Annotated in this window: 23 protein-coding genes; 15 read left to right on the plus strand and 8 right to left on the minus strand. The window is 38.4% G+C overall.

Annotated features, from left to right (window positions below; translation table 11 throughout):
- Positions 1-80 precede the first annotated feature (80 nt).
- Positions 81-2771, minus strand: a complete 2691-nt coding sequence (locus tag H9L23_RS15170; protein ID WP_187591207.1) for a valine--tRNA ligase — start codon at positions 2769-2771, stop codon at positions 81-83.
- A 427-nt stretch (positions 2772-3198) separates the two neighbouring features.
- Here H9L23_RS15170 and H9L23_RS15175 point away from each other — a divergent pair, with 427 nt between their 5' ends.
- The gene (locus H9L23_RS15175; RefSeq protein ID WP_187591208.1) at positions 3199-3675 is read left to right on the plus strand and encodes a DoxX family protein; all 477 of its coding nucleotides are present in this window, start codon (positions 3199-3201) and stop codon (positions 3673-3675) included.
- Here the strand turns inward: H9L23_RS15175 and H9L23_RS15180 are convergent.
- The 3 genes from H9L23_RS15180 to H9L23_RS15190 all read right to left on the minus strand — a co-directional run bounded on the left by H9L23_RS15180 (position 3611) and on the right by H9L23_RS15190 (position 7119).
- Positions 3611-4252, minus strand: coding sequence for a Uma2 family endonuclease (locus tag H9L23_RS15180; RefSeq protein WP_187591209.1), 642 nt, complete (start codon positions 4250-4252; stop codon positions 3611-3613). The two genes, H9L23_RS15175 and H9L23_RS15180, sit on opposite strands and share 65 nt — an antisense overlap.
- A gap of 45 nt (positions 4253-4297) precedes the next feature.
- Complete coding sequence (locus tag H9L23_RS15185; protein ID WP_187591210.1) at positions 4298-4936, minus strand: Uma2 family endonuclease; 639 nt, start codon at positions 4934-4936, stop codon at positions 4298-4300.
- Positions 4937-5127: 191 nt separating this feature from the next.
- Positions 5128-7119, minus strand: a complete 1992-nt coding sequence (locus H9L23_RS15190) for a heavy metal translocating P-type ATPase (protein WP_187591211.1) — start codon at positions 7117-7119, stop codon at positions 5128-5130.
- A 362-nt stretch (positions 7120-7481) separates the two neighbouring features.
- On the opposite strand from H9L23_RS15190, the gene H9L23_RS15195 reads away from it, so the two are divergent.
- The 3 genes from H9L23_RS15195 to H9L23_RS15205 all read left to right on the plus strand — a co-directional run bounded on the left by H9L23_RS15195 (position 7482) and on the right by H9L23_RS15205 (position 11026).
- The gene (locus tag H9L23_RS15195; protein ID WP_187591212.1) at positions 7482-9515 is read left to right on the plus strand and encodes a M13 family metallopeptidase; all 2034 of its coding nucleotides are present in this window, start codon (positions 7482-7484) and stop codon (positions 9513-9515) included.
- 261 nt (positions 9516-9776) lie between these two features.
- Positions 9777-10556, plus strand: coding sequence for a DUF2625 family protein (locus tag H9L23_RS15200; RefSeq protein WP_187591213.1), 780 nt, complete (start codon positions 9777-9779; stop codon positions 10554-10556).
- A gap of 5 nt (positions 10557-10561) precedes the next feature.
- Positions 10562-11026: a DinB family protein gene (locus tag H9L23_RS15205; RefSeq protein ID WP_187591214.1), complete on the plus strand. Its 465-nt coding sequence runs from the start codon at positions 10562-10564 to the stop codon at positions 11024-11026.
- A gap of 11 nt (positions 11027-11037) precedes the next feature.
- Here H9L23_RS15205 and H9L23_RS15210 read toward each other — a convergent pair whose 3' ends face one another.
- Positions 11038-11376, minus strand: coding sequence for an MmcQ/YjbR family DNA-binding protein (locus H9L23_RS15210; RefSeq protein ID WP_187591215.1), 339 nt, complete (start codon positions 11374-11376; stop codon positions 11038-11040).
- A gap of 271 nt (positions 11377-11647) precedes the next feature.
- Between H9L23_RS15210 and mnmD the strand changes: the two genes are divergently transcribed.
- From mnmD to H9L23_RS15245, 7 genes are all read left to right on the plus strand, one after another.
- Positions 11648-12313 carry a tRNA (5-methylaminomethyl-2-thiouridine)(34)-methyltransferase MnmD gene (mnmD, locus tag H9L23_RS15215; protein WP_187591216.1) on the plus strand — a complete coding sequence of 222 codons (666 nt, stop codon included), beginning with the start codon at positions 11648-11650 and terminating at the stop codon, positions 12311-12313.
- Between the two features lie 231 nt (positions 12314-12544).
- On the plus strand, positions 12545-13492 hold the full coding sequence (locus H9L23_RS15220) for an aldo/keto reductase (RefSeq protein ID WP_187591217.1): 948 nt from the start codon (positions 12545-12547) through the stop codon (positions 13490-13492).
- An 80-nt stretch (positions 13493-13572) separates the two neighbouring features.
- Positions 13573-14682 carry an AI-2E family transporter gene (locus H9L23_RS15225; protein ID WP_187591218.1) on the plus strand — a complete coding sequence of 370 codons (1110 nt, stop codon included), beginning with the start codon at positions 13573-13575 and terminating at the stop codon, positions 14680-14682.
- 1 nt (position 14683) lies between these two features.
- Complete coding sequence (locus H9L23_RS15230) at positions 14684-14980, plus strand: hypothetical protein (protein WP_187591219.1); 297 nt, start codon at positions 14684-14686, stop codon at positions 14978-14980.
- Positions 14981-14994: 14 nt separating this feature from the next.
- Complete coding sequence (locus H9L23_RS15235; protein ID WP_187591220.1) at positions 14995-15444, plus strand: DoxX family protein; 450 nt, start codon at positions 14995-14997, stop codon at positions 15442-15444.
- 18 nt (positions 15445-15462) lie between these two features.
- Positions 15463-16269, plus strand: a complete 807-nt coding sequence (gene mazG, locus H9L23_RS15240) for a nucleoside triphosphate pyrophosphohydrolase (RefSeq protein ID WP_187591221.1) — start codon at positions 15463-15465, stop codon at positions 16267-16269.
- 75 nt (positions 16270-16344) lie between these two features.
- Entirely contained in the window at positions 16345-17469 is a 1125-nt protein-coding gene (locus H9L23_RS15245; RefSeq protein ID WP_187591222.1) for an ATP-binding protein, read from the plus strand.
- On the opposite strand, the gene H9L23_RS15250 is transcribed toward H9L23_RS15245, so the two are convergent.
- Entirely contained in the window at positions 17464-17847 is a 384-nt protein-coding gene (locus tag H9L23_RS15250) for a YchJ family protein (protein WP_246474703.1), read from the minus strand. The two genes, H9L23_RS15245 and H9L23_RS15250, sit on opposite strands and share 6 nt — an antisense overlap.
- A 74-nt stretch (positions 17848-17921) precedes the next feature.
- Here H9L23_RS15250 and H9L23_RS15255 point away from each other — a divergent pair, with 74 nt between their 5' ends.
- Both H9L23_RS15255 and H9L23_RS15260 read left to right on the plus strand, forming a co-directional pair.
- Entirely contained in the window at positions 17922-18716 is a 795-nt protein-coding gene (locus tag H9L23_RS15255) for a tRNA pseudouridine synthase A (protein WP_187591223.1), read from the plus strand.
- 42 nt (positions 18717-18758) lie between these two features.
- Complete coding sequence (locus H9L23_RS15260) at positions 18759-19202, plus strand: hypothetical protein (RefSeq protein WP_187591224.1); 444 nt, start codon at positions 18759-18761, stop codon at positions 19200-19202.
- 85 nt (positions 19203-19287) lie between these two features.
- Here H9L23_RS15260 and H9L23_RS15265 read toward each other — a convergent pair whose 3' ends face one another.
- Positions 19288-20508: an ABC transporter permease gene (locus tag H9L23_RS15265; protein WP_187591225.1), complete on the minus strand. Its 1221-nt coding sequence runs from the start codon at positions 20506-20508 to the stop codon at positions 19288-19290.
- A gap of 182 nt (positions 20509-20690) precedes the next feature.
- Between H9L23_RS15265 and H9L23_RS15270 the strand changes: the two genes are divergently transcribed.
- Together H9L23_RS15270 and H9L23_RS15275 are read left to right on the plus strand one after the other, a co-directional pair.
- Positions 20691-21959 (plus strand): exo-beta-N-acetylmuramidase NamZ family protein, encoded by a 1269-nt coding sequence (locus H9L23_RS15270; RefSeq protein WP_187591226.1) that lies wholly within the window; start codon positions 20691-20693, stop codon positions 21957-21959.
- 178 nt (positions 21960-22137) lie between these two features.
- Complete coding sequence (locus H9L23_RS15275; RefSeq protein ID WP_187591227.1) at positions 22138-22344, plus strand: hypothetical protein; 207 nt, start codon at positions 22138-22140, stop codon at positions 22342-22344.
- 36 nt (positions 22345-22380) lie between these two features.
- Here H9L23_RS15275 and H9L23_RS15280 read toward each other — a convergent pair whose 3' ends face one another.
- Positions 22381-24228: a PAS domain-containing sensor histidine kinase gene (locus tag H9L23_RS15280; protein WP_187591228.1), complete on the minus strand. Its 1848-nt coding sequence runs from the start codon at positions 24226-24228 to the stop codon at positions 22381-22383.
- Positions 24229-24254 lie beyond the last annotated feature (26 nt).

Genomic DNA, 24254 nt, shown 5'->3' on the forward strand with positions numbered 1-24254 from the left:
ATCCCTTTAGAATTTTTTCTAAAGGGATTATTTAAAACCTATAAGGTTTTTAAATACCTTATAGGTTTGTGAGGTAATTATTAACCTAAAACTGCTAAACTTTCTTCAATAATTTTGATTTTTGCTTCAGCATCGGCTTTTTTATTACGTTCGTTGGCAATAATTTCAGGTTTTGCATTCTGTACAAAGCGTTCGTTGCTTAATTTCGAATCAACCGACTTTAAAAAGCCCTGTAAATATATCAAATCGGCATTTAAACGCTCACGTTCGGCCTCTACATCAATATTTTCGGTCAGCGGGATGAAAAATTCATCCTTGCCAGCCATAAAAGCAGTTGCGCCAACAATTTTATCGTTTACAATCTCCGCTTCTGATACGTTGGCCAATTTGAAAACAATATTTAACCATTTTTCGTAATCCAGATCAGAATTTACCTTAATATTTAATGGCAAGGCTTCTTTAGGAGAAATCTGTTTCTGATTCCTCACATTCCTGATTTCGGCTATAATTGCTTTAATTACCTCTGCTTCCTTCAACAATTTCTCGTCGAAAGCACCACCTTTAGGGAATTCGGCTACGATACAGCAATCCAGTTCACCACGGTCGGCGAAAAGATCATCATGCCATAATTCCTCTGTGATGAAAGGCATATTCGGGTGCAATAATTTGATGATATTTTCGAAAAAGGCAATGGTCGCTTTATAACTTTCGGCATCAATCGGCTGTTGATAAGCAGGTTTAACCATTTCTAGATACCAGGCACAGAAATCATCCCAAACCAGTTTGTAAGTGATCATTAATGCTTCCGATAAACGGTATTGTTTAAAGTTAGCTTCAATTTCTACCAATGCTTCGTTGAAACGATTTTCAAACCACGAAATGGCCTGCTTATTTGGATTTGCAAGATTTTCATCCACTTCCCACCCTTTTACCAAACGGAAAGCATTCCATATTTTGCTGGCGAAATTACGTCCCTGCTCGCAGTAGCTTTCATCGAACATCAAATCGTTTCCTGCAGGAGATGACATTAACATCCCCACACGAACTGCATCCGCACCATATTTTTCAATCAATCCGATCGGATCAGGTGAGTTACCCAGCGATTTAGACATCTTGCGACCTAATTTATCGCGAACAATCCCTGTTAAGTACACATTAGTAAATGGTTTTTTGCCCATAAACTCATGTCCGGCCATAATCATACGTGCTACCCAGAAGAATAAAATCTCAGGTGCAGTAACCAGATCGTTGGTTGGATAATAATAGTTGATGTCTTTATTTTCAGGATTTTTAAATCCATCAAAAACCGAAATCGGCCATAACCATGATGAAAACCAGGTATCCATTACATCATCATCCTGTCTTAAAAACGGTTCCAACTGATGTTTAAATCCTGCTTTTTCAGTATCAGAGCAGCTTTCGTCGAGATGTTTCTTCTTCCAGAATTCTTCTAAAGCTTCATCTTTTGTTTTGGCTACCACCCAGTTTCCTTTATCATCGTACCAGGCCGGGATTCTTTGTCCCCACCATAACTGACGGCTAATGTTCCAATCGCGAACATTTTCCATCCAATGGCGGTAGGTATTCTCAAATTTATTCGGGATCAGGTTTACTTCACCATTCAGCACATCATCCAAAGCTGGCTGTGCCATCTCTTTCATCTTCACAAACCACTGCATCGAAAGTTTTGGTTCGATAGCGGCATCTGTACGTTCAGAGAAACCAACCTGCGATTTATAATCTTCCACTTTTTCTAAATGACCAGCCTCTTCCAGCATTTTAGCGATCTTTTTACGGGCAACAAACCTGTCTTCGCCCACCAAAATAACCGCCAGCTCGTTTAAAGTCCCGTCATCATTTAGAATATCGGTAACCGGTAAGTTATGTTTAACGCCCAGTTCGTAATCGTTCAGATCGTGCGCTGGCGTAACTTTTAAACAGCCCGTACCAAATTCGATATCTACATATTCATCTTCAATAACCGGAATTTCGTGATTAACCAAAGGCACAAAAACCTTTTTGCCTTTTAAATGCGTAAAACGTTCGTCGTTAGGGTTGATACAGATTGCAGCATCGGCCATAATCGTCTCCGGACGTGTGGTTGCAACAACAAGGTAGTCCGGAGTCCGAAGTCCGGAGTCCGAAGTCGTATCGCCAACAATAGTATATCTTATATAATATAATTTCTGATTTACTTCCTTCCGGATTACTTCTTCATCAGAAACAGCCGTTTTACCTGCCGGATCCCAGTTTACCATACGGATACCGCGGTAAATCCATCCTTTTTTGTAGAGATGGATAAACGAATCGATCACCGCTTCAGAAAGATCTTCTTCCATGGTGAAACGGGTACGGTCCCAATCGCAGCTTGCACCCAGTTTTTTTAACTGTTCTAAAATAATACCACCGTATTTTTCTTTCCACTCCCACGCATATTTCAAAAATTCTTCGCGCGAAAGGTCTTTTTTATTAATGCCCTGTTCCTTTAACATCGCTACAACTTTTGCTTCGGTTGCAATCGACGCATGGTCAGTTCCTGGTACCCAACATGCATTTTTGCCTTGCATACGGGCTTTACGGATCAAAACATCCTGAATGGTATTGTTGAGCATGTGCCCCATGTGCAGTACACCTGTGACGTTTGGTGGCGGAATTACGATGGTGTAAGGTTCACGCTCATCGGGTTCTGAATGAAAAAACTTTTTAGATAGCCAATAGCTATACCATTTATCTTCTGTTTCTGCAGGATTGTACTTGGTGGATATGCTCATGAATGTATTAAAAGTTCAAAAATAGCTAATTAAGCTGAAAGACCAAAGGAGAGTAGAGTGAAAGAGCAAAGCAGTATCAATGTATCTTTAACATTCCTCTCTTCCGTGGATTGTTTTATTTTTCGGAAAGCAGATACAGCATTCCATTTTAAGGTTAGTCCTGCTTTACGTTACAAGTCCTCTCCCGATGCTAATTTAGTGCCGATTCATCGGTAAAGAATCGGGATTGCGGGCTTTACACTTCAATCAGGTTTAGAAACATTGGGTTGTGCAATCATTAAAGATGTTTTAAACAGAATTTAATCTGTGAATTCCGTATTTCCGTGGCAAAAAGAATAAATATTAATTCAGTGCCAGCTGGGAACATCTAACACCATAAATCTGAATAGATAATTGTATTTTAGTATAATGCATCTCCTAAACTACCATGAATACTAAAAACTTCAAAATTGGCTATGTCATCTTACGCTTAACAATCGCTATAATTTTACTGTCGCACAGTGTTTTAGGTATATTTGACGGAGAAATTAATGATTTTGGGAATTTTTACCTGAATAAAGTAGGATTTGCGCCTTTTGGAGTAGTTATTGCCTGGACGATTAAACTTTCGCATATTGTTTGTGCGGTACTTTTGGTGATCAATAAATACATCCGCCTGGCATGTTTTGCAACCATTTTTGTGCTGATTATGGGCATCATCATGGTCCACTTTAAAGAAGGCTGGTTTGTAGTAGGCGGTGGAAGAAACGGCATTGAATATAACTTTGTACTGATATGCGTATTAGCCGCTATTATGTTTTTTAATTCCGGCTCAACTCAAAAATCAGAAGAAAAATGTGTTAATCTATATCATCAAAAACATCATCCAAGGCCAGTTCAAAACCGGGCAATACAGATGAAGTAATTTTTTCACTGAGGGTAAATATTTTAGAGGGCTGGAATTTACCGATATCATTTAAGGTGTAAATTAAAATATTCTGATCGCTTTGGCTCACTATCCAATATTCTTTAACGCCAAATTCTTCATAAACGCGGTATTTATGAAGTAGTTCCATTTTGGTATTGCCTGGTGATAAGATTTCAACTACCAGATCAGGCGCGCCAATACAGCCACGGGCATCTAACTTATTTTTATCACAAATTACGCAGATATCGGGTTGTAATACCGTAAATACATCTTTATCAGCTTTACTTTCTTTCGGAAAACGGACGTCAAATGGCGCGGCATAAACTTTACAGGGTTTGCCATCTAAAAAATTGATTAAGGGCTTTAACAGATTGATAGATACTGTTTGATGTATCCTTGATGGCGCAGGACTCATCTTAAAGATTTTACCAGCAATCAGCTCTACCCTTTCAGGGAAAAGCCATTTCAGATAACTTGCGTAGCTATAGGTTAATGAAGCATCAAGTTCATTGAACTGCCTAACGGGCTCATCAATTTCATCTAGGACTGGATATGGAACTGTTTTTTTCGACATAACCAAACATACTAAATTGCTTAGTATTGAAAGTGATAAATTATTTTACATATCCTCAAAAACATCATCCAAGGCCAGTTCAAAACCAGGCAATACAGATGAAGTAATTTTTTCACTGAGGGTAAATATTTTAGAGGGTTGGAATTTACCGATATCGTTTAAAGTGTAAATTAAAATGTTCTGATTGCTTTGGCTCACCACCCAATATTCTTTAACACCAAATTCTTCGTAAACACGGTATTTATAAAGCAGCTCCATTTTGGTATTGCCTGGGGACAAAACCTCTACAATAAGATCGGGTGCGCCTACACAACCACGGGCATCAATTTTGTTTCTATCACATAAGACAAAGATATCGGGCTGTAAAACGGTAAAAATAGATTTATCGGCTTTGCTTTTCTTTGGAAAACGGACATCGAATGGAGAAATAAAAACCTTACAGAGTTGTTTTTCGAGAAAATTACCTAACCTGCGGTATATTTTTCCTGTAATCAATTGGTGAAAACTTGATGGCGCAGGACTCATCTTAAAGATTCTACCTGCAATTAGCTCTACCCTTTCAGGGAAAAGCCAGTTTAAATAGTTAGCGTAGCTGTAAGTTAATGAAGCATCAAGTTCATTGAACTGCCTAACAGGTTCATCGATTTCATCTAAAACTGGATATGGAACTGTTTTTTTCGACATAACCAAACATACTAAATTGCTTAGTATTGAAAGTGATAAATTATTTTACACATCCTCAAAACATCATCCAGAACCAGCTCACAATAAGCAACTAGCACATCAACCAATGGCTAATGAACTAATGATCAATAAAATCAACGCTTTAGTTAGAATGCTCCTATATCAGTTAATCAATTTAAACAATTAACCCATTAAAAAAACTTCATTTTCTGTATCCTTACTGCATTTAAAATAGCCAAAAGTGCTACACCAACATCGGCAAAAACAGCTTCCCACATGGTTGCTATTCCTCCTGCACCTAAAACTAGAACAATTGCTTTTACCGCAAAGGCCAAAACAATATTCTGGATTACCACATTCTTAGTTGCTTTACCGATTTTAATCGCAGTTGCTATTTTTGAGGGCTGGTCGGTTTGAATCACCACATCAGCTGTTTCAATGGCAGCATCACTTCCCATTGCACCCATCGCGATACCAATATCGCTGATGGCCAAAACAGGGGTATCATTTATGCCATCGCCTACAAATGCCACCACCTTTGTTCTATCTTTTTTGATTTCTTCTAGCCGGGCCACTTTATCTTCAGGCAATAAATCGCCATAATAAGTATCGATCCCCAAACTTAAGGCTACTTTTTTAACAATAGTGGTTTTATCACCACTCAACATTACCACCTGTTTTATTCCATTTTCATGCAACTGTTTGATGGCTTCGGCAGCATCTTCTTTTACTTCGTCGGCAATTAAAACATAACCAACATATTGTTGATCAACGGCTACAACGACAATACTTTCTTCAATATTTTTGATTTTAGCATCAAAACCAATTTTAAATTTTTCCAGTAGTTTAACATTACCAGCTAAAACAACCTTACCATTTACGGTTCCTTTTAAGCCCATTCCGGCTATTTCTTCAATATTTTCTGCAGGATGGATTTCTTTATCGCCGGAATAGGCTACAATGGCTTTGGCAATCGGGTGTGTTGATTTTGCTTCTACAGCCGTTAACAGATTTAAAAATTCCTTTTCATCCATACTGCTTTCTACCTGCTGCACACTAAAAACACCTTTAGTAAGCGTACCGGTTTTATCCATTACCACGGTATTGAGTTTAGTAATCAGATCGAGGAAATTAGAGCCTTTAAACAGAATTCCATTTGCAGAGGCTGCACCGATTCCTCCAAAATAACCCAACGGAATAGAAATAACCAAAGCACATGGACATGAAATTACCAGGAATACCAGCGACCGGTACAACCAGGTTTGAAAGTTGTATTCGCTGCCTAAAATCAAAATCGGGATGGTAACCAGTGCCAATGCCAAAAAGAAAACAATTGGCGTATAAACCTTTGCAAACTTGCGGATAAAAAGTTCGGTTTTAGCTTTACGTGTAGTGGCATTTTGAACCATTTCCAATATGCGCGACAGGGCACTATCAGCAAAAGCCTTGGTTACTTTAACCTCAATCACTTTATCTAAATTGAGCATTCCGGCTAAAATGGCTTCTCCCTTATTAATGGTACGAGGTTTACTCTCGCCTGTTAATGCAGCAGTATTAAAACTGCTTTTATCACTGAGCAGCTCGCCATCTAAAGGGATTTTCTCTCCTGCTTTAACCTGAATGGTTTCGCCGATTCCTACCTTTTCGGGATTAATAGCCTCGTATTTTCCATTGCGGAATACATGGGCCACATCGGCACGCACATCGAGCAAAGCTTTGATATTTCTTTTTGCACGGTTTACCGCAGCCATCTGAAACAGTTCGCCAATGGTATAAAATAGCATTACCGTTACGCCTTCAGGGTATTGACCAATAGCAAAAGCGCCAATGGTAGCGATAGACATCAACGAAAACTCGGTAAAAAAATCCTTCGCTTTAAAAGTTTCCCAAACCTCACGCAAAACCGGAATACCTACAGGAAGATAAGCTACAATGTACCAGTAAGGTCTAATAATCTGAAATGCAGGAACCTTAAAAAGATTATCAAAGGCAACCCCAATTAACAGCATTGCCAATGTTATAATGGCAGGCAAATAGGTTCTAAATGAAGATGGGTCTCCACCATGATCGTGGTCATGATCATCGCCATCATCGTGCGAATGCCCGTGATCGTGATTATGTATTGGTGCGGAATGCGCTTTACTACTGCAACAGCTATCTTCTTTATTGTGGGAATGGCTCATTATATTGTATACTAAATATATTCTATAGATTATTTAATAAACCTCGCAGGTTTCGAAAACCTGCGAGGTTTGGGTAAGCATTTTCAAATTTATGGAAAATTAAATGGTTTATCCCGAATCATTCTTAATAGCAATAATTTTTACAAGCACACAATAAAATTTGTTAAAAAATGTTAATACTGTATAAAAGATTTAAAAATCATGAAATCTATAAAAATCCCATTTTCGGCATCCGAACTTATTAGGCGGCTTGGCTTAGCAAAAATCTACTACTGGTTTAACAAGTAATATTCTTAATATATTGCATCAGTATTGATTTGTATTTCATAAATTTCGCATCATGATACTAACTTATTAAGCGAATGAAATACCAAAATTTGAAAAGATATTTTGCGGCACTGGGTATAGTCGCTGCTGGCTTTTCTGCAAATGCACAAACAAAAAAATTTATCGACCCTGCAAACATGGATTTATCCGTTAAGCCAGGCGATGATTTCTACACCTACGCAAGTGGTACGTGGGTAAAAAACAATCCTGTTCCGGCTAAAGAAACACGCTGGGGTTCGTTTAACGAGCTTCGCGATTTTAATATCAATGCCGTAAAATCTTTGGTTGAGGATGCTGCTGCAGATAAATCTGCTCCTTCGGGTTCGGTAAAACGCAGGGTTGGCGATTTTTACACTGCGGCTATGGATAGCGTAACCATCGAAAAATTAGGTTATACGCCTATAAAAGCTGATTTGGCGAAAGTGAAACAAATTAAAGATATTCCAGGTGTTTTAGATCAGGTGGCTTATATGAGAACCAATGGTTTAGGCGGTGGAATGTTTGGTTTAGGTGTTGGCCAGGATCGTAAAAATGTAAATAAATACATGGTTAATATTGGTCAGGGCGGCACAACCCTACCCGACCGTGATTATTACCTGAAAGATGATGCCCGTAGTGTTAAAATCCGCGAGGCATACAATACTTATATGGTTACCTTGTTTACCTTAACAGGAAGTTCTCCTGAAGAGGCCAAACAAAAAGCTGCAACAGTTTATAAAATTGAAAAACAGTTTGCAGAAGCGCAAATGAGCCGTTTAGAAATGCGTGATCCTTACGCGACCTATAACAAACTTACTGTTGCTGAGTTAAATAAAAAAACACCGGATATTAACTGGACAACCTATCTGCCTAAATTCAAAATCAAAAACCAGGATACGGTTTTGGTTTCTTCGCCTAAATTTATGGCTAGCTTAGATGGCATGTTGAAATCGGTTCCGGTTGAAGATTGGAAAACTTATTTGGAATGGAACATTTTAAAAGGTTCGGCATCAAGCTTAAGTTCTCCTTTTGTTAAGGCAAGTTTTGCTTTTACACAAGCGCAAACTGGTCAAAAGGTACAAACTCCACGCTGGCAACGCATGTCATCATTAACTGATGGCACCATTGGCGAATTATTGGGTCAGCTTTATGTAGCTAAGTATTTCAAACCTGAGGCTAAGGAGCGTATGAACCAGATGATTGTGAACCTGCGTAAAGCTTTTGAAATCAGGATTAATGGTTTAGAATGGATGAGCCCTGAAACCAAACAAAAAGCATTGGCTAAACTACATGCATTTACACCTAAAGTAGGTTATCCTGAAAAATGGAAAAACTATGATGGTTTAACGATCAATAAAGGCACTTACTTCCAAAACTTACGTAATGCAAGTGTTTGGGGTTATAACGAAATGGTTGATCAATTGGGTAAACCTGTTGACCGTAAACGTTTTGGTATGACGCCTCCAACCGTTAATGCATATTACAGCCCAACCTTGAACGAAATTGTTTTTCCTGCCGGAATTTTACAATTCCCTTTCTTTGATCCTAACGCTGATGATGCAGTTAATTATGGTGGTATTGGTGCCGTAATCGGTCACGAAATGAGCCATGGCTTTGATGATAGCGGAAGTCAGTACGATGCTGCAGGTAACTTAAAAAACTGGTGGACAGCGGAAGACAAAGCTAAATTTGATGCTAAAACCAAAGCTTTAGGCGAGCAGTTTGATGGTTACACTGTATTAGACACTGTGCACGTAATTGGCAAATTAACCATGGGCGAAAACATAGGCGATTTAGGTGGTTTAAATGCTGCTTACACGGCTTTCAAAATGACTAAACAAGGTCAGAGCAATGAAAAAATTGACGGTTTTACACCTGACCAGCGTTTCTTTTTGGCCTGGGCACAGGTTTGGAGAGGCAATATTTTACCAGAAAGTGCTGCTCAGTTAATTAAAACCGATCCACACTCTCCAGGTCCGTACCGCACTATTGGTGCTCCGGTTAACATGGATGCTTGGTATAATGCATTTGATGTTAAACCTGGCGATAAATTATATAAAAAACCAGAGGATAGGATTAGAATGTGGTAGTTTTGAGGTTGAAGGTTAAAAGGTGGAGGGTGTAAGGCTTAAGGTTTTCTCCCCTAAACTTAAAATTTAATTATATATATCATCCCTATATTGCAAGCGTCCCGATCATTTTCGGGACGTTTTGTTTTATAAGGGGAAGATGGTAACAACCTCCTGCACGATGCCCCTTGGTTTGTATCCCCACGAACAAAAAATTAACCCTACTCCTTTCGACAATTCTTAATTATCATTCTATCTTTGAAAAAACATAAGTATCCTTCAATGAAAAGCACAATCAAATCTCTCTTTATCCTCGGTTTAACTTTATTTTCTTTCACAGGTTTTGCTCAGGAGAATAAATTGATCAGTATTGAAAAATTAATCAATAAAACAGATCCTGCGTGGCCACTGGTAAAAAAATGGATCGATTCTGCCAAAAATAAGGTTGAAGTATTGCCAGTTGATTCAGCGAAGGCAAAAGAGGTTTTATATAACGCACAAATGACTACTTATGCCACATTGGGATCGGTAATTTACAATACGGGGGGTATTTTGGTCGATGATGGCTGGATCAGGATTTTAGGCTCGGGTAGCGAAAAACTTAACCGTAACATTGCCGAATGGAACAAAGGAAAAACGCTTGAGGAATATGGCGATAATATGCCCTACCTTTTAATTGCCGATGATGCTATTGGCGGTTTCTTTGCCATTAATTATGGCGGTTTAGGCAAAGACATCAAAAATGTATATTATCTTGAACCGAACAGTTTAACCTGGCAGCCATTAGGTGCTGGTTATGGCGAATTTCTTGTTTTCTGTTTCGATAGCGACCTTTCCAAATTTTACAAAGGCCTGCGCTGGAGTTCATGGAATCAGTTTATCGGTAATTTAGACGGAAGCAAAACTTATAGTTTCCGTCCGTATTTGTGGCAGGAAGGTACTGATATTGAAAAATGCACCCGAAAACTGGTAGGCGTTGAAGATATGTACAAATTCAACATCATGAAATCGAAAGAGTTTAAGAATGAGGAAGAAATGAAAAAGCAAGCGCCGAAACAATAACTCCAATGCCTGATACATTAGCCACCATTACGCAGATAAAAAAGACCAGAACGTTTATTATAGAACTTGTAAAAGACTTAAGTACTGAACAGTTAAATAAAATCCCAGCGGGCTTTAACAATAACATCATTTGGAATATTGCACACCTTACTGCAACCCAGCAAAACCTTTGTTATGTAAGATCGGGTTTAACGGTAACTGTTGAAGAAAAATATTTCGCTCCATTTTTAAGCGGAACAAAGCCAGATCATTTTATCGAAAAAGAAGAAATTGATTCAATCTTCGACGTACTTTTAAATAGTATCGACCGTTTGGCAACAGATTATACAAATGGGATTTTTGTAACCTTCGATCACTGGGATAAACGTTACGGTATGAAACTAAACACGATAGAAGATGCCATAAATTTTATTCCCTTCCATGAAGGTATGCACATCGGTTATATCATGGCATTGAAGAAACTGGTATAGATCTGAAAAACTTAAGCGTATTTTGCCTGTGTTTTTTTAGGGAGTTTAGCCAAAACCATCGCCCTCGAATCAGCCACTCTGCTTTTAAGCTCCTTATCATTTAAAACCTCTAAATTTTCTATCTGGATCCATTGTCTTTTGGCCAGATGGTAAGCCTGCGCAATGCCATCCCTCGCTGCCAGCTCCTCAAAGTCATCAGGATTACATTTGATCGAAAAACGGTTACCTTCATCAATAGCAATAATGACATAGATCTTTTCCTCTATCATAAAACATAAATGTTCCCATTTCATCCCTTCTGTGGTGCCGGGCAAACTCAAACAATATTCTCTGAAAGATTCGATATCCATATTTAGGTTTTAGGTAAGATCAAAGCTAGTAACAAAAAATTAAAGGTGAAAGCGGAAAGACTAAAGACAGAAGTAGCAAGATAAAAGTATCAAGACAGAAGTATAAAGACAAATTTGATCTTTAAATGATTAAATCCAGGAACCGCAAATTGATCTTAAAAATATTAAAATCAAATAAATCCTGTTCCTATGATCCTGGAAATCCAAAAAACCTATCAATCCTGTTCCTATATTTGCACCATTACCTTTAAAAATAAATAAATCATAGCCCATGAATATTATCACCCCTACTGCCGATGGTTCTAATACACTTTATAACGAAACCATAGGCGAACATTATCATAGTAAACATGGCGCCCTGCAAGAAAGCAAACATGTATTTATTGATGCAGGTTTAAAATTCGCTTCCGCTAAACAAGCTGAAATTTCCATTTTAGAAGTGGGTTTTGGAACCGGACTGAACTTTATTTTAAGCTTCGAATATTGTGAAGCGAACAAGATTAACCTTAATTATACCAGTATAGAGGCCTTTCCGCTAACGAGCGAGGTCATCGAACAAACAGCTTATTCTGCTTATGTTCCTGAAAGTATTTGGTTTGATTTTATTAATAATTACCCCAATGCATTAACAGTACCTCAAAAACTCACACCGCTCAGCACTTTGGAAATTCCGCATACAACCCTGGCCGAATACGAAACCGACCAAAAGTTTGATATCATTTATTATGATGCTTTCTCTATTCAGCACCAACCCGAAATGTGGAGCGACGAAATTATAGCCCACGCCTGCAGTTTCTTAAAACCGGGTGGCACTTTTGTAACCTACGCCATTACCGGAAAATTGAAAAGAGCAGTGAAAGCCTGCGGATTTACCATCGAAAAACTACCGGGTGCACCAGGGAAAAGAGAAATGCTGAGAGCGGTTAAAGGAATGTAAAGGACGTAAAATGTAAGATGGATGATGGGGTAAAGTCCGATGTAGGGAGTCCGAAAGTCCGAAGATAAAATTTCAAAAGAATAGTCTCCCAACTTTTTTCCCTCTTCCCGTTCACCTTTGTGTTTTCGTGCCTTTGCGGTTAAAAACATAGATATCATTTTGACATAATTCAGACTGCGGTAAAAAACCACAGCCTATATAATTTGTTAGCATAACATCAACATTCATATTATGGAAAAAAGAACCTTAGGAAAAACCGATTTAAATATTGCACCCATTGTATTTGGAGGAAATGTTTTTGGCTGGACAATCGACGAGCAAAAATCATTTAAAATATTAGACCAATTTATAGAAAGCGGATTTAATTTTATCGATACCGCCGATGTATATTCTCGCTGGGTGCCGGGAAATAAAGGTGGCGAATCGGAAACGATCATCGGCAACTGGCTCAAAAAACAGAACAAACGTCACGATATTATTATCGCCACAAAGGTTGGGTCAGATATGGGCCAGGGGAAATCGTTGAAAAAAGATTACATCATTAATGAAGTGGAACATTCTTTATCCCGTTTACAAACCGATTATATTGACCTTTATTTTTCTCACTTTGATGACGAAAGCACTCCGGTTGAAGAAACTTTAGGTGCTTATGAAACACTGATTAAAGCCGGAAAAGTACGCTGGATTGGTGCTTCAAATTTTTCTGCTGATCGGTTAAAAGAATCGCTGCTCGCTTCAAGCGAGCATAGCCTTCCACGTTATGAGGTTTACCAACCTGGCTACAACCTTTACGATAGAGAAGAATTTGAACAGGAACATGAAAAAATCTGTTTAGAACATGGCCTGGGTGTAGTTACGTATTATTCTTTAGCCAGTGGTTTTTTAACGGGAAAATACCGCGGCGAAGATGATTTAAAGAAAAGTCAAAGGGGCGGTGGCGTTAAAAAATTTATGAACGACCGTGGCTTTAGGATTTTAGACGCGCTGGATCAGGTTGCAGACAAACACCATGTTGAACCGGCTTCTGTAGCGTTGGCCTGGTTAATTTATCACCCCTCGATTACGGCCCCAATTGCCAGTGTTACCGATCTAAGTCAGCTAAAATCTTTCACCGATGCGGCTAACCTGAAATTATCACCTGAAGATATTTCACTTTTAGACCAGGCGAGTAGATATTAAAAAATAATCTCTTATATTTAAATGCCCGAATAATCAAACAATTACTCGGGCATTTTGTATTAAACAGGATTTTAAAATATATGAAAGAAAAACTATCATTTCTACCCAAACTGGCTTTGGTCCTTTTCTGTTTAATCAGTTTAACATACATCGCCATTTTAGGCCAATCTTTGTTGGCGCCCTTGCTTTTCTCTTTTTTAATGGCGATCTTATTACTGCCAGTAGGTAATTTTTTAGAACACAAGCTAAAATTTAAGAGGAGTTTATCAACCCTGGTTTCAGTAATTTTGATGATCGCCGTAATTGGTGGCATTATTTACTTTTTTGGCAATCAGCTGAGTGATTTATGGGCAGACTGGCCGTTATTAAAAGAAAAAGCCAATGTTTCATACCACGAACTGCAGAAATGGATTTCGCATACTTTTGGCGTAAACTCTCAGAAACAACTCGATTATTTAAATGATAGTACAGAAAAGGCACTGGCAACCAGCGCTGCAATTGTAGCCACAACTTTGGCTACCCTATCTTCTACCCTATTATTTTTAGGTTTTACACTATTGTTTACTTTCTTCATTTTAAATTACCGCAGGGTTTTATTTACCTTTTTAACTTCCGTTTTTAGAGAAGAACATAAAGAAAAAGTAACCGAAATTGTAAGTCAGATTCAATATATCATCAAGAAATACATCATCGGTTTGTTCTTACAAATGTTGATTGTTACCGTATTAATGATTACCGTACTCAGTTTGTTAGGCGTTAAATATGCCGTTTTACTGGGTTTGGTAGCCGGCATTTTTAATGTGGTGCCTTACCTCGGTATATTCTTTGCATTGCTGGTAAGCTGTTTAATTACATTCGCAACAGCTGGTGCAGGTAAAGTATTATTGGTTTTAATCGCTTTTGTAGGCGTACATGCCATAGATGGAAATGTTTTAATGCCATTGGTGGTTGGTTCGAAAGTAAAAATCAATGCCTTGTTTGCATTTATCGGTATTGTGGTTGGCGAAATGATCTGGGGCATCTCCGGTATGTTTTTATGTATCCCTTATCTGGCCATGCTAAAAATCATATTCGACCGGGTAGATAACCTCAAACCCTGGGGTATTTTAATGGGCGAGGAACATAAACCCGACAAAAAGAAACGTGTTTACCGGATCACTAAAAAGATTAAATTAGAGGAAAAAGATTAAAATGGCCGAAAACAGATCGCCACATATTTTAAGCACCTCGGCTAATCTCTTAGGAATTTGCTTCATTGTACTTACCTCTTTAAAAAAACTGGCACTTACTGATGGTTCGCTGATTGATGAGTTTGCGGTAGCAGCCGTGATGTTTTTTATGACTAGTTGCATCTTATCTTTCACCGCCATGCGAAGAGTTAAAACTTCCAGTCAGAGGTTAGAAAAAGTTGCAGATTTCATCTTTTTATCCGGCCTGGTCATTTTATTTGTTGCAACCATATTAATTGCATTTAACCTCATAAAATAAGGTAACTATTATTCATGAAACCTTTATTTGTACTCATCATTGTATATGTTGCACTTTTAGCATTTGGCGGTCACACTACGTTTGATAAAGGAAATATTTTTGCCGGCAATATTGCCATGGGTGTGATGTTACTTTTTACTGCTATCGGGCATTTTAAGTTTAAAACCAGCATGGCGGCCATGATTCCATTATTTATCCCTAAAAAGGTAGAAATTGTGCTTTTTACCGGAGTATTAGAAATTTTATTTGCCGTAGGTTTAACGGTAGACAGTACCCGGTATTACACAGGAATTGCGTTGATTATTTTTTACATTGCCATTTTACCTGCCAATATTTATGCGGCAAAACACCGTATTAATTACGAAAATCTGTATAAACCCGGCCCTGGACCAAAATATTTATGGTTTAGGATACCTTTTCAGCTTTTCTTAATCGGCTGGGTTTGGTATTTTAGCATCCGATAATTACCTTAATAACAAGACATGCCAAACAACCCGATTCCTGCCACTGCAAATAATCCTGCTGATGCTTTTACACGCTTACTTACCGTTTTAGATACTTTGCGCACGCAATGCCCCTGGGATAAAAAACAAACCATGGAAACCCTGCGCCATTTAACGATAGAAGAAACTTATGAGCTGAGCGATGCCATTTTGGAGGGCGATTTAGATGAAATTAAAAAGGAACTAGGCGACGTGATGATGCATCTGGCTTTTTATTCTAGAATTGCCTCCGAAACCAACGATTTTAACATTACCGATGTGTTAAATGGGGTTTGCGATAAACTGGTTAACCGTCACCCACATATTTATGGTGATGTTGAAGTACAAAACGAGGAAGATGTAAAACGCAACTGGGAGCAGATTAAACTAAAAGAAGGCAATAAATCTGTATTGGCTGGTGTTCCATCTTCGCTACCCGCGCTGGTTAAAGCCGCACGCATACAGGAAAAAGCCCGTGGAGTAGGCTTCGATTGGGAAGATAAAAACCAGGTTTGGGAAAAAGTAGAAGAAGAACTACAGGAATTTAAAGCCGAATTTAATGTTGCAGATAATACGGCAATTGATATAGAAAAGGCTGAATCAGAATTTGGTGATGTACTTTTTTCGCTGATTAATTATGCGCGTTTCATTAATATTAATCCTGAGAACGCTTTAGAAAAAACCAACAAGAAGTTTATCAAACGTTTCCAATACCTCGAAACCAAAGCGAAAGAAAATGGTAAAGCCCTTGCAGATATGACACTTACTGAAATGGATGTATATTGGAATGAGGCAAAAAAGTTATAGCTAAAAGGAGTAAAATCGCAAAATTTATATTAGATTTGCGATTACATTCGCAAAATTTATATTAAATTTGCGAATATGATTTCTAGAGCAATATCCAGTTCCATTGAAAAGCACCTTAAAGACGAAAAGGCAATTATCCTTTTAGGTCCAAGACAAGTGGGAAAAAGTACGCTCTTACAACAGTTATCTTCTAAATTTGCTCAACCTGTAATGTGGTGGAATGGTGATGATACAGATATCAGAACCATACTTTCCAATACTACTTCTACTTTATTACGCTCTCTTTTGGGAAAATCAAAAACATTAATTATTGATGAGGCCCAAAGAATCGATAACATAGGCATCTCGATCAAATTAATTATCGATCAGCTTAAAGATGTAAAAGTAATTGCCACGGGTTCTTCAGCCTTTGAATTGGCCAACCATATCAACGAGCCACTTACCGGTAGAAAATGGGAATACAATCTTTTTCCTTTTTCGTTCGGAGAAATGGTAGAAGAACATGGTTTACTTACCGAAAAAAGATTATTAAACCAACGCCTGGTTTATGGCTACTATCCCGAAATCGTAAACAATCCCGGAGAAGAAGAAATACGCCTGAAGCAATTATCAGATAGTTATCTGTATAAAGATCTCCTAACGTGGGAGAAAATACAAAAGCCCGATAAAATGGAAAAATTAGTCCAGGCATTGGCTTTTCAGGTAGGGAATGAAGTATCATATAACGAATTAGGACAGTTAACCGGTTTGGATAATCAAACCACTGAGAAATACATCGATCTACTTGAAAAAGCATTTATCGTATTCAGACTAGGATCATTAAGTAGAAATTTAAGAAATGAACTAAAAAAGAGCCGGAAAATATATTTCTACGATAATGGGATCAGAAACGCAGTGATTAATCAATTCAGCCCGGCGATGTTAAGGCAGGATATCGGAGCGCTCTGGGAAAACTTTGTGATTAGTGAAAGGGTCAAATTCCTTGCTTATAATAAAATTAACTGTAACCAATACTTTTGGCGTACACATGCACAGCAAGAAATAGATTATATTGAAGAACGGAATGGTTTAATGAATGCTTACGAAATTAAGTGGAATTCAAAAGCTAAGGCAAGATTTCCAAAAACATTTCTGGATGCTTATGATGGTGTAGAAACAAAAGTGATTACGCCGGATAATATTAGTGAGTTTTTATTATGAGTAAAAAACCCCGTCTACATAATACCAGCGCCCATCTTCTAACCTGAAATTGGATTTTTCGTGCAGTACCTCTGTCTGAAACTTTTTATTCAGGTAATAGGCTTTAAACTCCACCACATCAAAAGCAGAAAAAATAATTTCGAGTTTAAGCCATTTGGTATTTTTTGCACTGTTTAAATAAGCGCTTTTTGAGTGGTTTTTTCTTTTGCTGTTATGGGTAGTTTCGTAAAGATAACCGGCATTGGCCGTCACAAATGCCGAATACCTCGATCGCATTAACGCTTCGGCTGTTGGTGCATTTTTCAAACTTAAATGGTAAGGCTGGCAACAATGCTGATAGGTAATGCCGCTTCCGCAGGGACAATTTATTAAATCCATGATTAAATTTTACCGTGCAAAAATAGGATTTAATATTCCTGCTGCTAAAATTTCCGTAAAATTGCACCGAAATAATGAGATACTTCTTCCATATTGCATATCAGGGTCAATACTACAGTGGCTGGCAAAAACAACCCGGGGTTAAAAGCGTTCAGGAAGTTATTGAGCAAACACTTTCTAAAATTTTAAAATCGCCTATTGCCATTAATGGCTGTGGCCGCACAGATGCGCACGTACATGCAAGTCAGTTTTTTTTTCATGCTGATATTGAAAAAGAAATTGATTTCGATCTGCTCTACATCCTGAACAAAGCATTGCCATATAATATTGCGGTATTCGACATTATTAAAATGGAAGGAAAGCCCCATGCCCGTTTCGATGCCGTACAGCGGAAATACGATTATTTTGTACACACCTTTAAAGATCCCTTTTTAAGTACGCAAAGTTCCTTTTATCAGTTAAACAACCTTGATTTTGATAAAATGAAAGCCGTTGTAAAACTCTTACCCCAATACAAAGATTACAGGGCTTTTTGCACGCATCCGGATAAATACGAGCATACCATTTGTAACGTAATGGAAGCCGGTTTATTTGTAAATCCTAAAGGCAACCGGTTTAGGTTTCATATTGCCAGTAATCGTTTTTTGGGCAAAATGATCCGCATCATTATGGGTAAATTAATAATGGTTGGTAAAGGAGAACTTAGCCATGATGAATTTGAAAGTGAACTGATCAGCTTAAAGCCCTCCAAACTATCATTGCCCGCCCATCCAACAGGCTTATACCTCTCAAAGGTTACCTATCCTTATCTTAACCTCGAGCCACACACCGAATTTATTCAGGGTGTACAAGAAACAGACTGGATTTAAATTTAACTGTAGCGTTTTGGTTTTGACCTCCGTTTAAGGGGTATGAAAGTTCAAATCTGTGTTCTCTTATTTGCCATTTTCCTGTCTTTCGGCTGTAAAAAACCAACAAGTGTTGATGTTTTAATGGATGGCAATTATACCGGCGTACTTGTAGTAACCAACAGTGTTAAATCGGTTCCGGTAACCCGTCAGATTTCTATTTCTTTAAAAGATGGCAAATTTAATGTTACATCAGATGTTGGTTCTACCTTAAAATCATTGAGTGGTAAAGGCACTTATAATTTTAAAAACGGCACTGGCTATTTTGCTGATGAAGGTGTTTGGACAGCGGATTTCGATTGGAACATGATTTTAAACGGCGAATACGATATTAGAAGCAGTGGAGCAGATTTAACATTAAAAAGAAGAGCGAAACCCCAAACCAACATCGATCCGGCTACATCATACGCTACAATGAGTTACGAATACATTTTAAAAAGAAATTAATACAAATATAAATTGAGTTAACAAGAGCTTAGGTTTAGGTTTGCTTGGGCACCGGATTTGATCTGTCTGGTGACCCAAGTTTTTTTTATTTAAACCTGATGGCCTTTAACGGAGAAACCTTGCTGATCAACAGCGAAGGAATAATCAAAACCGTTAAACAAACCACAACCGTAATTACATTCAGCAGCAATACATCTATAAAGTGAAATTCGATAGGCGCATACGCTAAAAAGTACGAGGCCTGGTTTAGCTTAAATATATGGGTTGATTGCTGTAAGAAACCCAAGCCCAAGCCCAATATATTCCCCAACAAAAGACCAATTCCAATCAGATAAGCAGAGTTGTAAAGGAAAATCTTCATGATGCTCCAGTTGCTGGCGCCAAAAGATTTTAACATCCCGATCATATTAGTACGTTCCAAAATCATGATCAACAGTGCCGTAACCATGTTGATTACGCCCACAATTAACATTAAACTCAAAATTACATTGGTGTTTACATCAAGCAGGCCCAGCCAGGTAAAAATATTCGGAAAGTTTTCTTCAATAGAATAGGAACGTAAATTCGGCGGCAGTTTTTCGAAAATATTATCCGCAGCCGGCTTTAGCTTGTTAAAATCTTTAATCCGGATTTCAATACCTCCAATTTCGTCAGGCTGCCAGTTATTTAAGCGTTTGATGATATTCAGGTTGCCCAAAACAAATCCTTTATCAATATCCTCCACGCCAATATCGTAAACACCAACAATTTTAAATTTCCGCGGACGGAGCTGGTTCTGCACAAAATACATGATGAAATCATCGCCGGTTTTGAGTTTCAAACGTTTGGCCGTATAATTCGAAATCAACAGCTCCTGCATGGCAGCCGTACTGTCTGAAAAATCGATAATTGTACCACTAATGATATGCTGTTTGATATAATCCCATTGATAACTTTTATCTACGCCCTTAAAATTGATGCCCTCAATTTCACTATTGGCCGAAAGAATGGCCGGTTTTGTAGCGAAAGGATAATAAAACTCAATATCACGGTTGGTTTTGAGCATTTTTTGGGTTTCAGCATCCAATACGAAAGGCGAATGCTCAAAAGAATTGTTCAGGTCGTAGCGTGTAATCTGTACATCGCCCAGGTAACCCCTCACTTTATCCTGTATTTCCGTTTTAAAACCCTTTATGATGGCAATGGAGAGGATCATAACAGCCAAACTCAACATCACGCCTGCAATGGCAATGCGGACAATCAGTTTTGAAAAGGTACGCTCAGATTTAATGGCTATCCGCCCTGCTATGAAATATTCGAAGTTCAATTTAATCTATTTGTTAAGTAACAAAAATGCTCAATTCCTTTTTAAAAATGGCATTTTCGGAAATAAATAACCAACTTTAGAGATCAAGAATCGAGTTATAACAGCCAAACACCAATAGCTTAAATCAAAATATCGGGTAAATTGTTTTGTTATCGTACCGGAAGATTAGAATAATATTGAAAATGAAAAAATACATCAGCTTTGCTTTAATGAGTTTAATCGCCTTATCGGCCTGTGGACAACCAAAACCGCTTGATCAGGAAGTTCTTGGCAAAAAAAGCCCTGAAAATAGAAAATTGATGATCAGGACTCCAAAACTGCCATCGAATTTAAAAACAGGTGCCGAGCAGACCGAAAAATACCTTCCTTTATTAAAAGGCAAACGTGTGGGCATGGTGGTTAACCCCACTTCGGTTATAGGTGAGCAAACCTCGGTTGACAGCCTGTTAAAACGTGGCATTAAAATTCAGAAAATATTTGGTCCTGAGCATGGCTTTAGGGGCAATGCAAGTGCCGGCGTTACGGTTAATGATGATGTAGATGCGAAAACCGGTATTAAGGCTATTTCGCTTTACGGTAAACATAGTACGCCTACGGCCGAAGACCTTGCTGATATTGATATTATGGTTTTTGATATCCAGGATGTGGGCGTACGTTTTTACACCTATATCAATACCTTACAGCACGTAATGGAAGCTTGTGCAGTAAACAATAAACCGCTGTTGATTTTAGACCGCCCAAACCCAAACGGTTATTTAATAGACGGGCCAATTTTAGATCCTAAATTTAAATCGGGTATTGGTGTACAGCCCATTCCCATTGCGCATGGTTTAACCGTTGGCGAATATGCACAGATGTTAAACGGCGAAGGCTGGTTAAAGGATAAGGTGAAATGCAAAATCACGATTATCAAAAATGCCAGTTACAATCATGACATGGAGTATGTTTTACCGGTTAAACCATCTCCCAACCTGAATACCCAGCAGGCTATTTTACTTTATCCTTCTACCTGTTTGTTTGAGGGTACTTATTTAAACCATGGCCGCGGTACGATGTTCCCTTTTACCATTGTTGGCGCGCCTTACCTTAAAGGCAAATTTGATTTCAGTTTTACACCGAAAAGTATCAAAGGCATGTCGGAAACACCTTTATTCCAGGATCAGGTATGTTATGGCCTGGATTTGAGAAAATACGATACTGCCGAATTAATAAAATCAAAACAGGTAAACATTAGCTGGTTAATTGAACTATACAAAGCTTCGCCACGGAAAGAAGATTTTTTTAACACCAAACTGAGCAAAGAAATGGGTACAATTGAAAGATTGGTTGGCGTGGCCGATTTTAGGCAACAGGTAATCGACGGAAAAAGTGAAGCAGAAATAAGGGCCAGCTGGGAACCGGGGTTAAGCGCCTATAAAACCATGCGTAAAAAATATTTGCTTTATAACTAATGAGTGAAGGATTGAGTGATGGAATGAGTGAGCGAGAGAAGGATTGAGTGATTGAATGGAGGAACAACCAGCTTTAAAGATTATTTCAAACTTAACAGATTGAGCTTTGTTGTATCTAAAACGAATAGAGATTTCATTCAATATTCATTCACTCATTTAAAATTCAATCATTATAGCTATGAGCGGTCCAAAAGTTAAGAGCGATAAACCCGGAAGTAATTACCAGGAAGAAGTACCTAAAGGGAGAGAACCTGTTGACCATAAAACGGTGAGAAAAGAAAACGACAGTACGCCGAATAAAGCACCTAAAACCAATAATCCGGCTAAGCAGCGGGAGCAGGATGAACAACCTGTACATTCGATAAAAAAGGCACCAAAAGAATAATAATAACTGATTCCATTGATCAACAGATTGATGGAATCAGATTTTTAATGCGAAGTAAAAAGTAGCGCCCTGCCCCTCTTCACTTTCCACCCATATTCTTCCACCCTCGCTTTTTATAATCTCAGAAGAAATATAAAGTCCGAGGCCCAAGCCAGGGTAGGTATGCTGCAGGTTTCCATCTACACGGTAAAACTGATCAAAAACCAGGTGCTGTAGTGTTTTTGAAATGCCAATACCATAATCTTTAACACTTAAAATCACTTCCTTATCCACCATTTCAGTTTTAACGTCAACCTGGTTGGCGTCAGCAGAGTATTTAATGGCATTTGATAAGAAATTGGTGATTACCTGACCGATCCGCTCCCTATCAGCGTAAACCGTAGCATGGCTTCTTAGCTCGGCATTAATATGATGTTTAGCACTCACGTGCTGCATTTCGTCTGCAATTTCGGCTACGGCGTGATCAAAATCAAAATTTACCGGATTAAAAGTCATTTTTCCCGACTGGATTTTGGTTACATCAAGCAGATCTCCGATCAACCCTGTCAAACGATTTAATTGCAGGTCCATTTTGTGTACCATTGCAGCTTTCTTTTCATCGCCATCATTCCTAATCAACCGCTCCAGTACCTGGGCATAAGCTTTAATACTGGTTACAGGTGTTTTAAGTTCGTGACTGGCTATCCCTAAAAACTCGTCTTTTTGCTGCTGAAGCTGTACCTGCTTGGTAACATCCATTGCAGCATGTAAAATGGCATAAACCTCGCCTTCTGCATTTCTTAAAGGTTTGTAGGTAAAATTGAACCATACTTTCTCCAGCTTACCGTTAACAGGCAATAAAGCCTCTTGCTGATCGGCATGGTAAGGGACTCCGGTACGGTAAACTTCTTTCAAAATACCGATAAAAGGCTGTCCCTTTAGTTCAGGAATGGCCTCTTCCATTGGCTTACCAATTACGCTTTTATCTTTACCCCAAAACCGCAACATTTCATCGTTGGCTAAAGAAATGATGATATCTTCAGTTTCATAATAACCAGTGGCCATGGGCGTATCCAACAACAGGTTACGGAAGCGTTCTTCGCTTTTGGCCATTTCCATCCGCGAGTATACCAACGAAGTAATTTCATTGGCCACCACCATAATCCCGGTAACAACATTGTGCTGATCGCGGATTGGATCATATACGAAATTGAAATAATAATCCTGAAGGATACCATTCCGTTCTATCCTGGCCATGGTTTCATAACCATAATGCGGCTCCCCTGTTTTATACACATGGGTTAGCAGGTCGAGAAAGGGTTGTCCCTTCAGTTCTGGTAAACCATCAATTAAATCGAGGCCGATAACATTTTTTGTTTTTCCCCATAATTTTAACAGGTCTTCATTTGCCTGTTCAATTACAAAATTTTCACCTCTTAAAATGCCAATGGCTACAGGCGCATCCTGGATCATTTTACGGAAAAGTTCTTCACTAGCTTTTACTTTTAACCTTGCGTTTACCAGTTCGGTAACATCGGTAGCATTATTAACAATGCCCCACACCTGCCCGTTATCATCTTTTAAAGGTTTATAGATAAAATCAAAATAGAAGGTCTGCAGTAACCCATTATTAATCAGCAATACTCGGTCTTCTTTGGTTTCGTAAGCAATGCCTGTTTGGCGAACCTCTTCCAGAATCCCTAAAAAAGGTTGGTCTTTTAATTCCGGCAGTGCAATGGCAAGTTCCTGCCCAATAACGCTATTATCCCTGCCCCAAGCTTTAAGTATTGCCTTATTGGCTACTTTGATCACCATTTTTTCTCCAACGTACAATGCAATAGGCATCGGAGATTCTTCAATCAATGTATAAAAAACGGCAGCGTTATCTTCAAGATTAATATGCATATCGGGATGAAAAGACAAATATAATG

The sequence above is a fragment of the Pedobacter roseus genome, from assembly GCF_014395225.1.
Taxonomy (GTDB): domain Bacteria; phylum Bacteroidota; class Bacteroidia; order Sphingobacteriales; family Sphingobacteriaceae; genus Pedobacter; species Pedobacter roseus.

Bases quoted from the DNA above. Each gene is read 5' to 3' on its own strand.
- H9L23_RS15170 (WP_187591207.1), bottom strand. From the start codon at position 2,771: ATGAGCATATCCACCAAGTACAATCCTGCAGAAACAGAAGATAAATGG.
- H9L23_RS15175 (WP_187591208.1), top strand. From the start codon at position 3,199: ATGAATACTAAAAACTTCAAAATTGGCTATGTCATCTTACGCTTAACA.
- H9L23_RS15180 (WP_187591209.1), bottom strand. From the start codon at position 4,252: ATGTCGAAAAAAACAGTTCCATATCCAGTCCTAGATGAAATTGATGAG.
- H9L23_RS15185 (WP_187591210.1), bottom strand. From the start codon at position 4,936: ATGTCGAAAAAAACAGTTCCATATCCAGTTTTAGATGAAATCGATGAA.
- H9L23_RS15190 (WP_187591211.1), bottom strand. From the start codon at position 7,119: ATGAGCCATTCCCACAATAAAGAAGATAGCTGTTGCAGTAGTAAAGCG.
- H9L23_RS15195 (WP_187591212.1), top strand. From the start codon at position 7,482: ATGAAATACCAAAATTTGAAAAGATATTTTGCGGCACTGGGTATAGTC.
- H9L23_RS15200 (WP_187591213.1), top strand. From the start codon at position 9,777: ATGAAAAGCACAATCAAATCTCTCTTTATCCTCGGTTTAACTTTATTT.
- H9L23_RS15205 (WP_187591214.1), top strand. From the start codon at position 10,562: ATGCCTGATACATTAGCCACCATTACGCAGATAAAAAAGACCAGAACG.
- H9L23_RS15210 (WP_187591215.1), bottom strand. From the start codon at position 11,376: ATGGATATCGAATCTTTCAGAGAATATTGTTTGAGTTTGCCCGGCACC.
- mnmD (WP_187591216.1), top strand. From the start codon at position 11,648: ATGAATATTATCACCCCTACTGCCGATGGTTCTAATACACTTTATAAC.
- H9L23_RS15220 (WP_187591217.1), top strand. From the start codon at position 12,545: ATGGAAAAAAGAACCTTAGGAAAAACCGATTTAAATATTGCACCCATT.
- H9L23_RS15225 (WP_187591218.1), top strand. From the start codon at position 13,573: ATGAAAGAAAAACTATCATTTCTACCCAAACTGGCTTTGGTCCTTTTC.
- H9L23_RS15230 (WP_187591219.1), top strand. From the start codon at position 14,684: ATGGCCGAAAACAGATCGCCACATATTTTAAGCACCTCGGCTAATCTC.
- H9L23_RS15235 (WP_187591220.1), top strand. From the start codon at position 14,995: ATGAAACCTTTATTTGTACTCATCATTGTATATGTTGCACTTTTAGCA.
- mazG (WP_187591221.1), top strand. From the start codon at position 15,463: ATGCCAAACAACCCGATTCCTGCCACTGCAAATAATCCTGCTGATGCT.
- H9L23_RS15245 (WP_187591222.1), top strand. From the start codon at position 16,345: ATGATTTCTAGAGCAATATCCAGTTCCATTGAAAAGCACCTTAAAGAC.
- H9L23_RS15250 (WP_246474703.1), bottom strand. From the start codon at position 17,847: ATGGATTTAATAAATTGTCCCTGCGGAAGCGGCATTACCTATCAGCAT.
- H9L23_RS15255 (WP_187591223.1), top strand. From the start codon at position 17,922: ATGAGATACTTCTTCCATATTGCATATCAGGGTCAATACTACAGTGGC.
- H9L23_RS15260 (WP_187591224.1), top strand. From the start codon at position 18,759: ATGAAAGTTCAAATCTGTGTTCTCTTATTTGCCATTTTCCTGTCTTTC.
- H9L23_RS15270 (WP_187591226.1), top strand. From the start codon at position 20,691: ATGAAAAAATACATCAGCTTTGCTTTAATGAGTTTAATCGCCTTATCG.
- H9L23_RS15275 (WP_187591227.1), top strand. From the start codon at position 22,138: ATGAGCGGTCCAAAAGTTAAGAGCGATAAACCCGGAAGTAATTACCAG.
- H9L23_RS15280 (WP_187591228.1), bottom strand. From the start codon at position 24,228: ATGCATATTAATCTTGAAGATAACGCTGCCGTTTTTTATACATTGATT.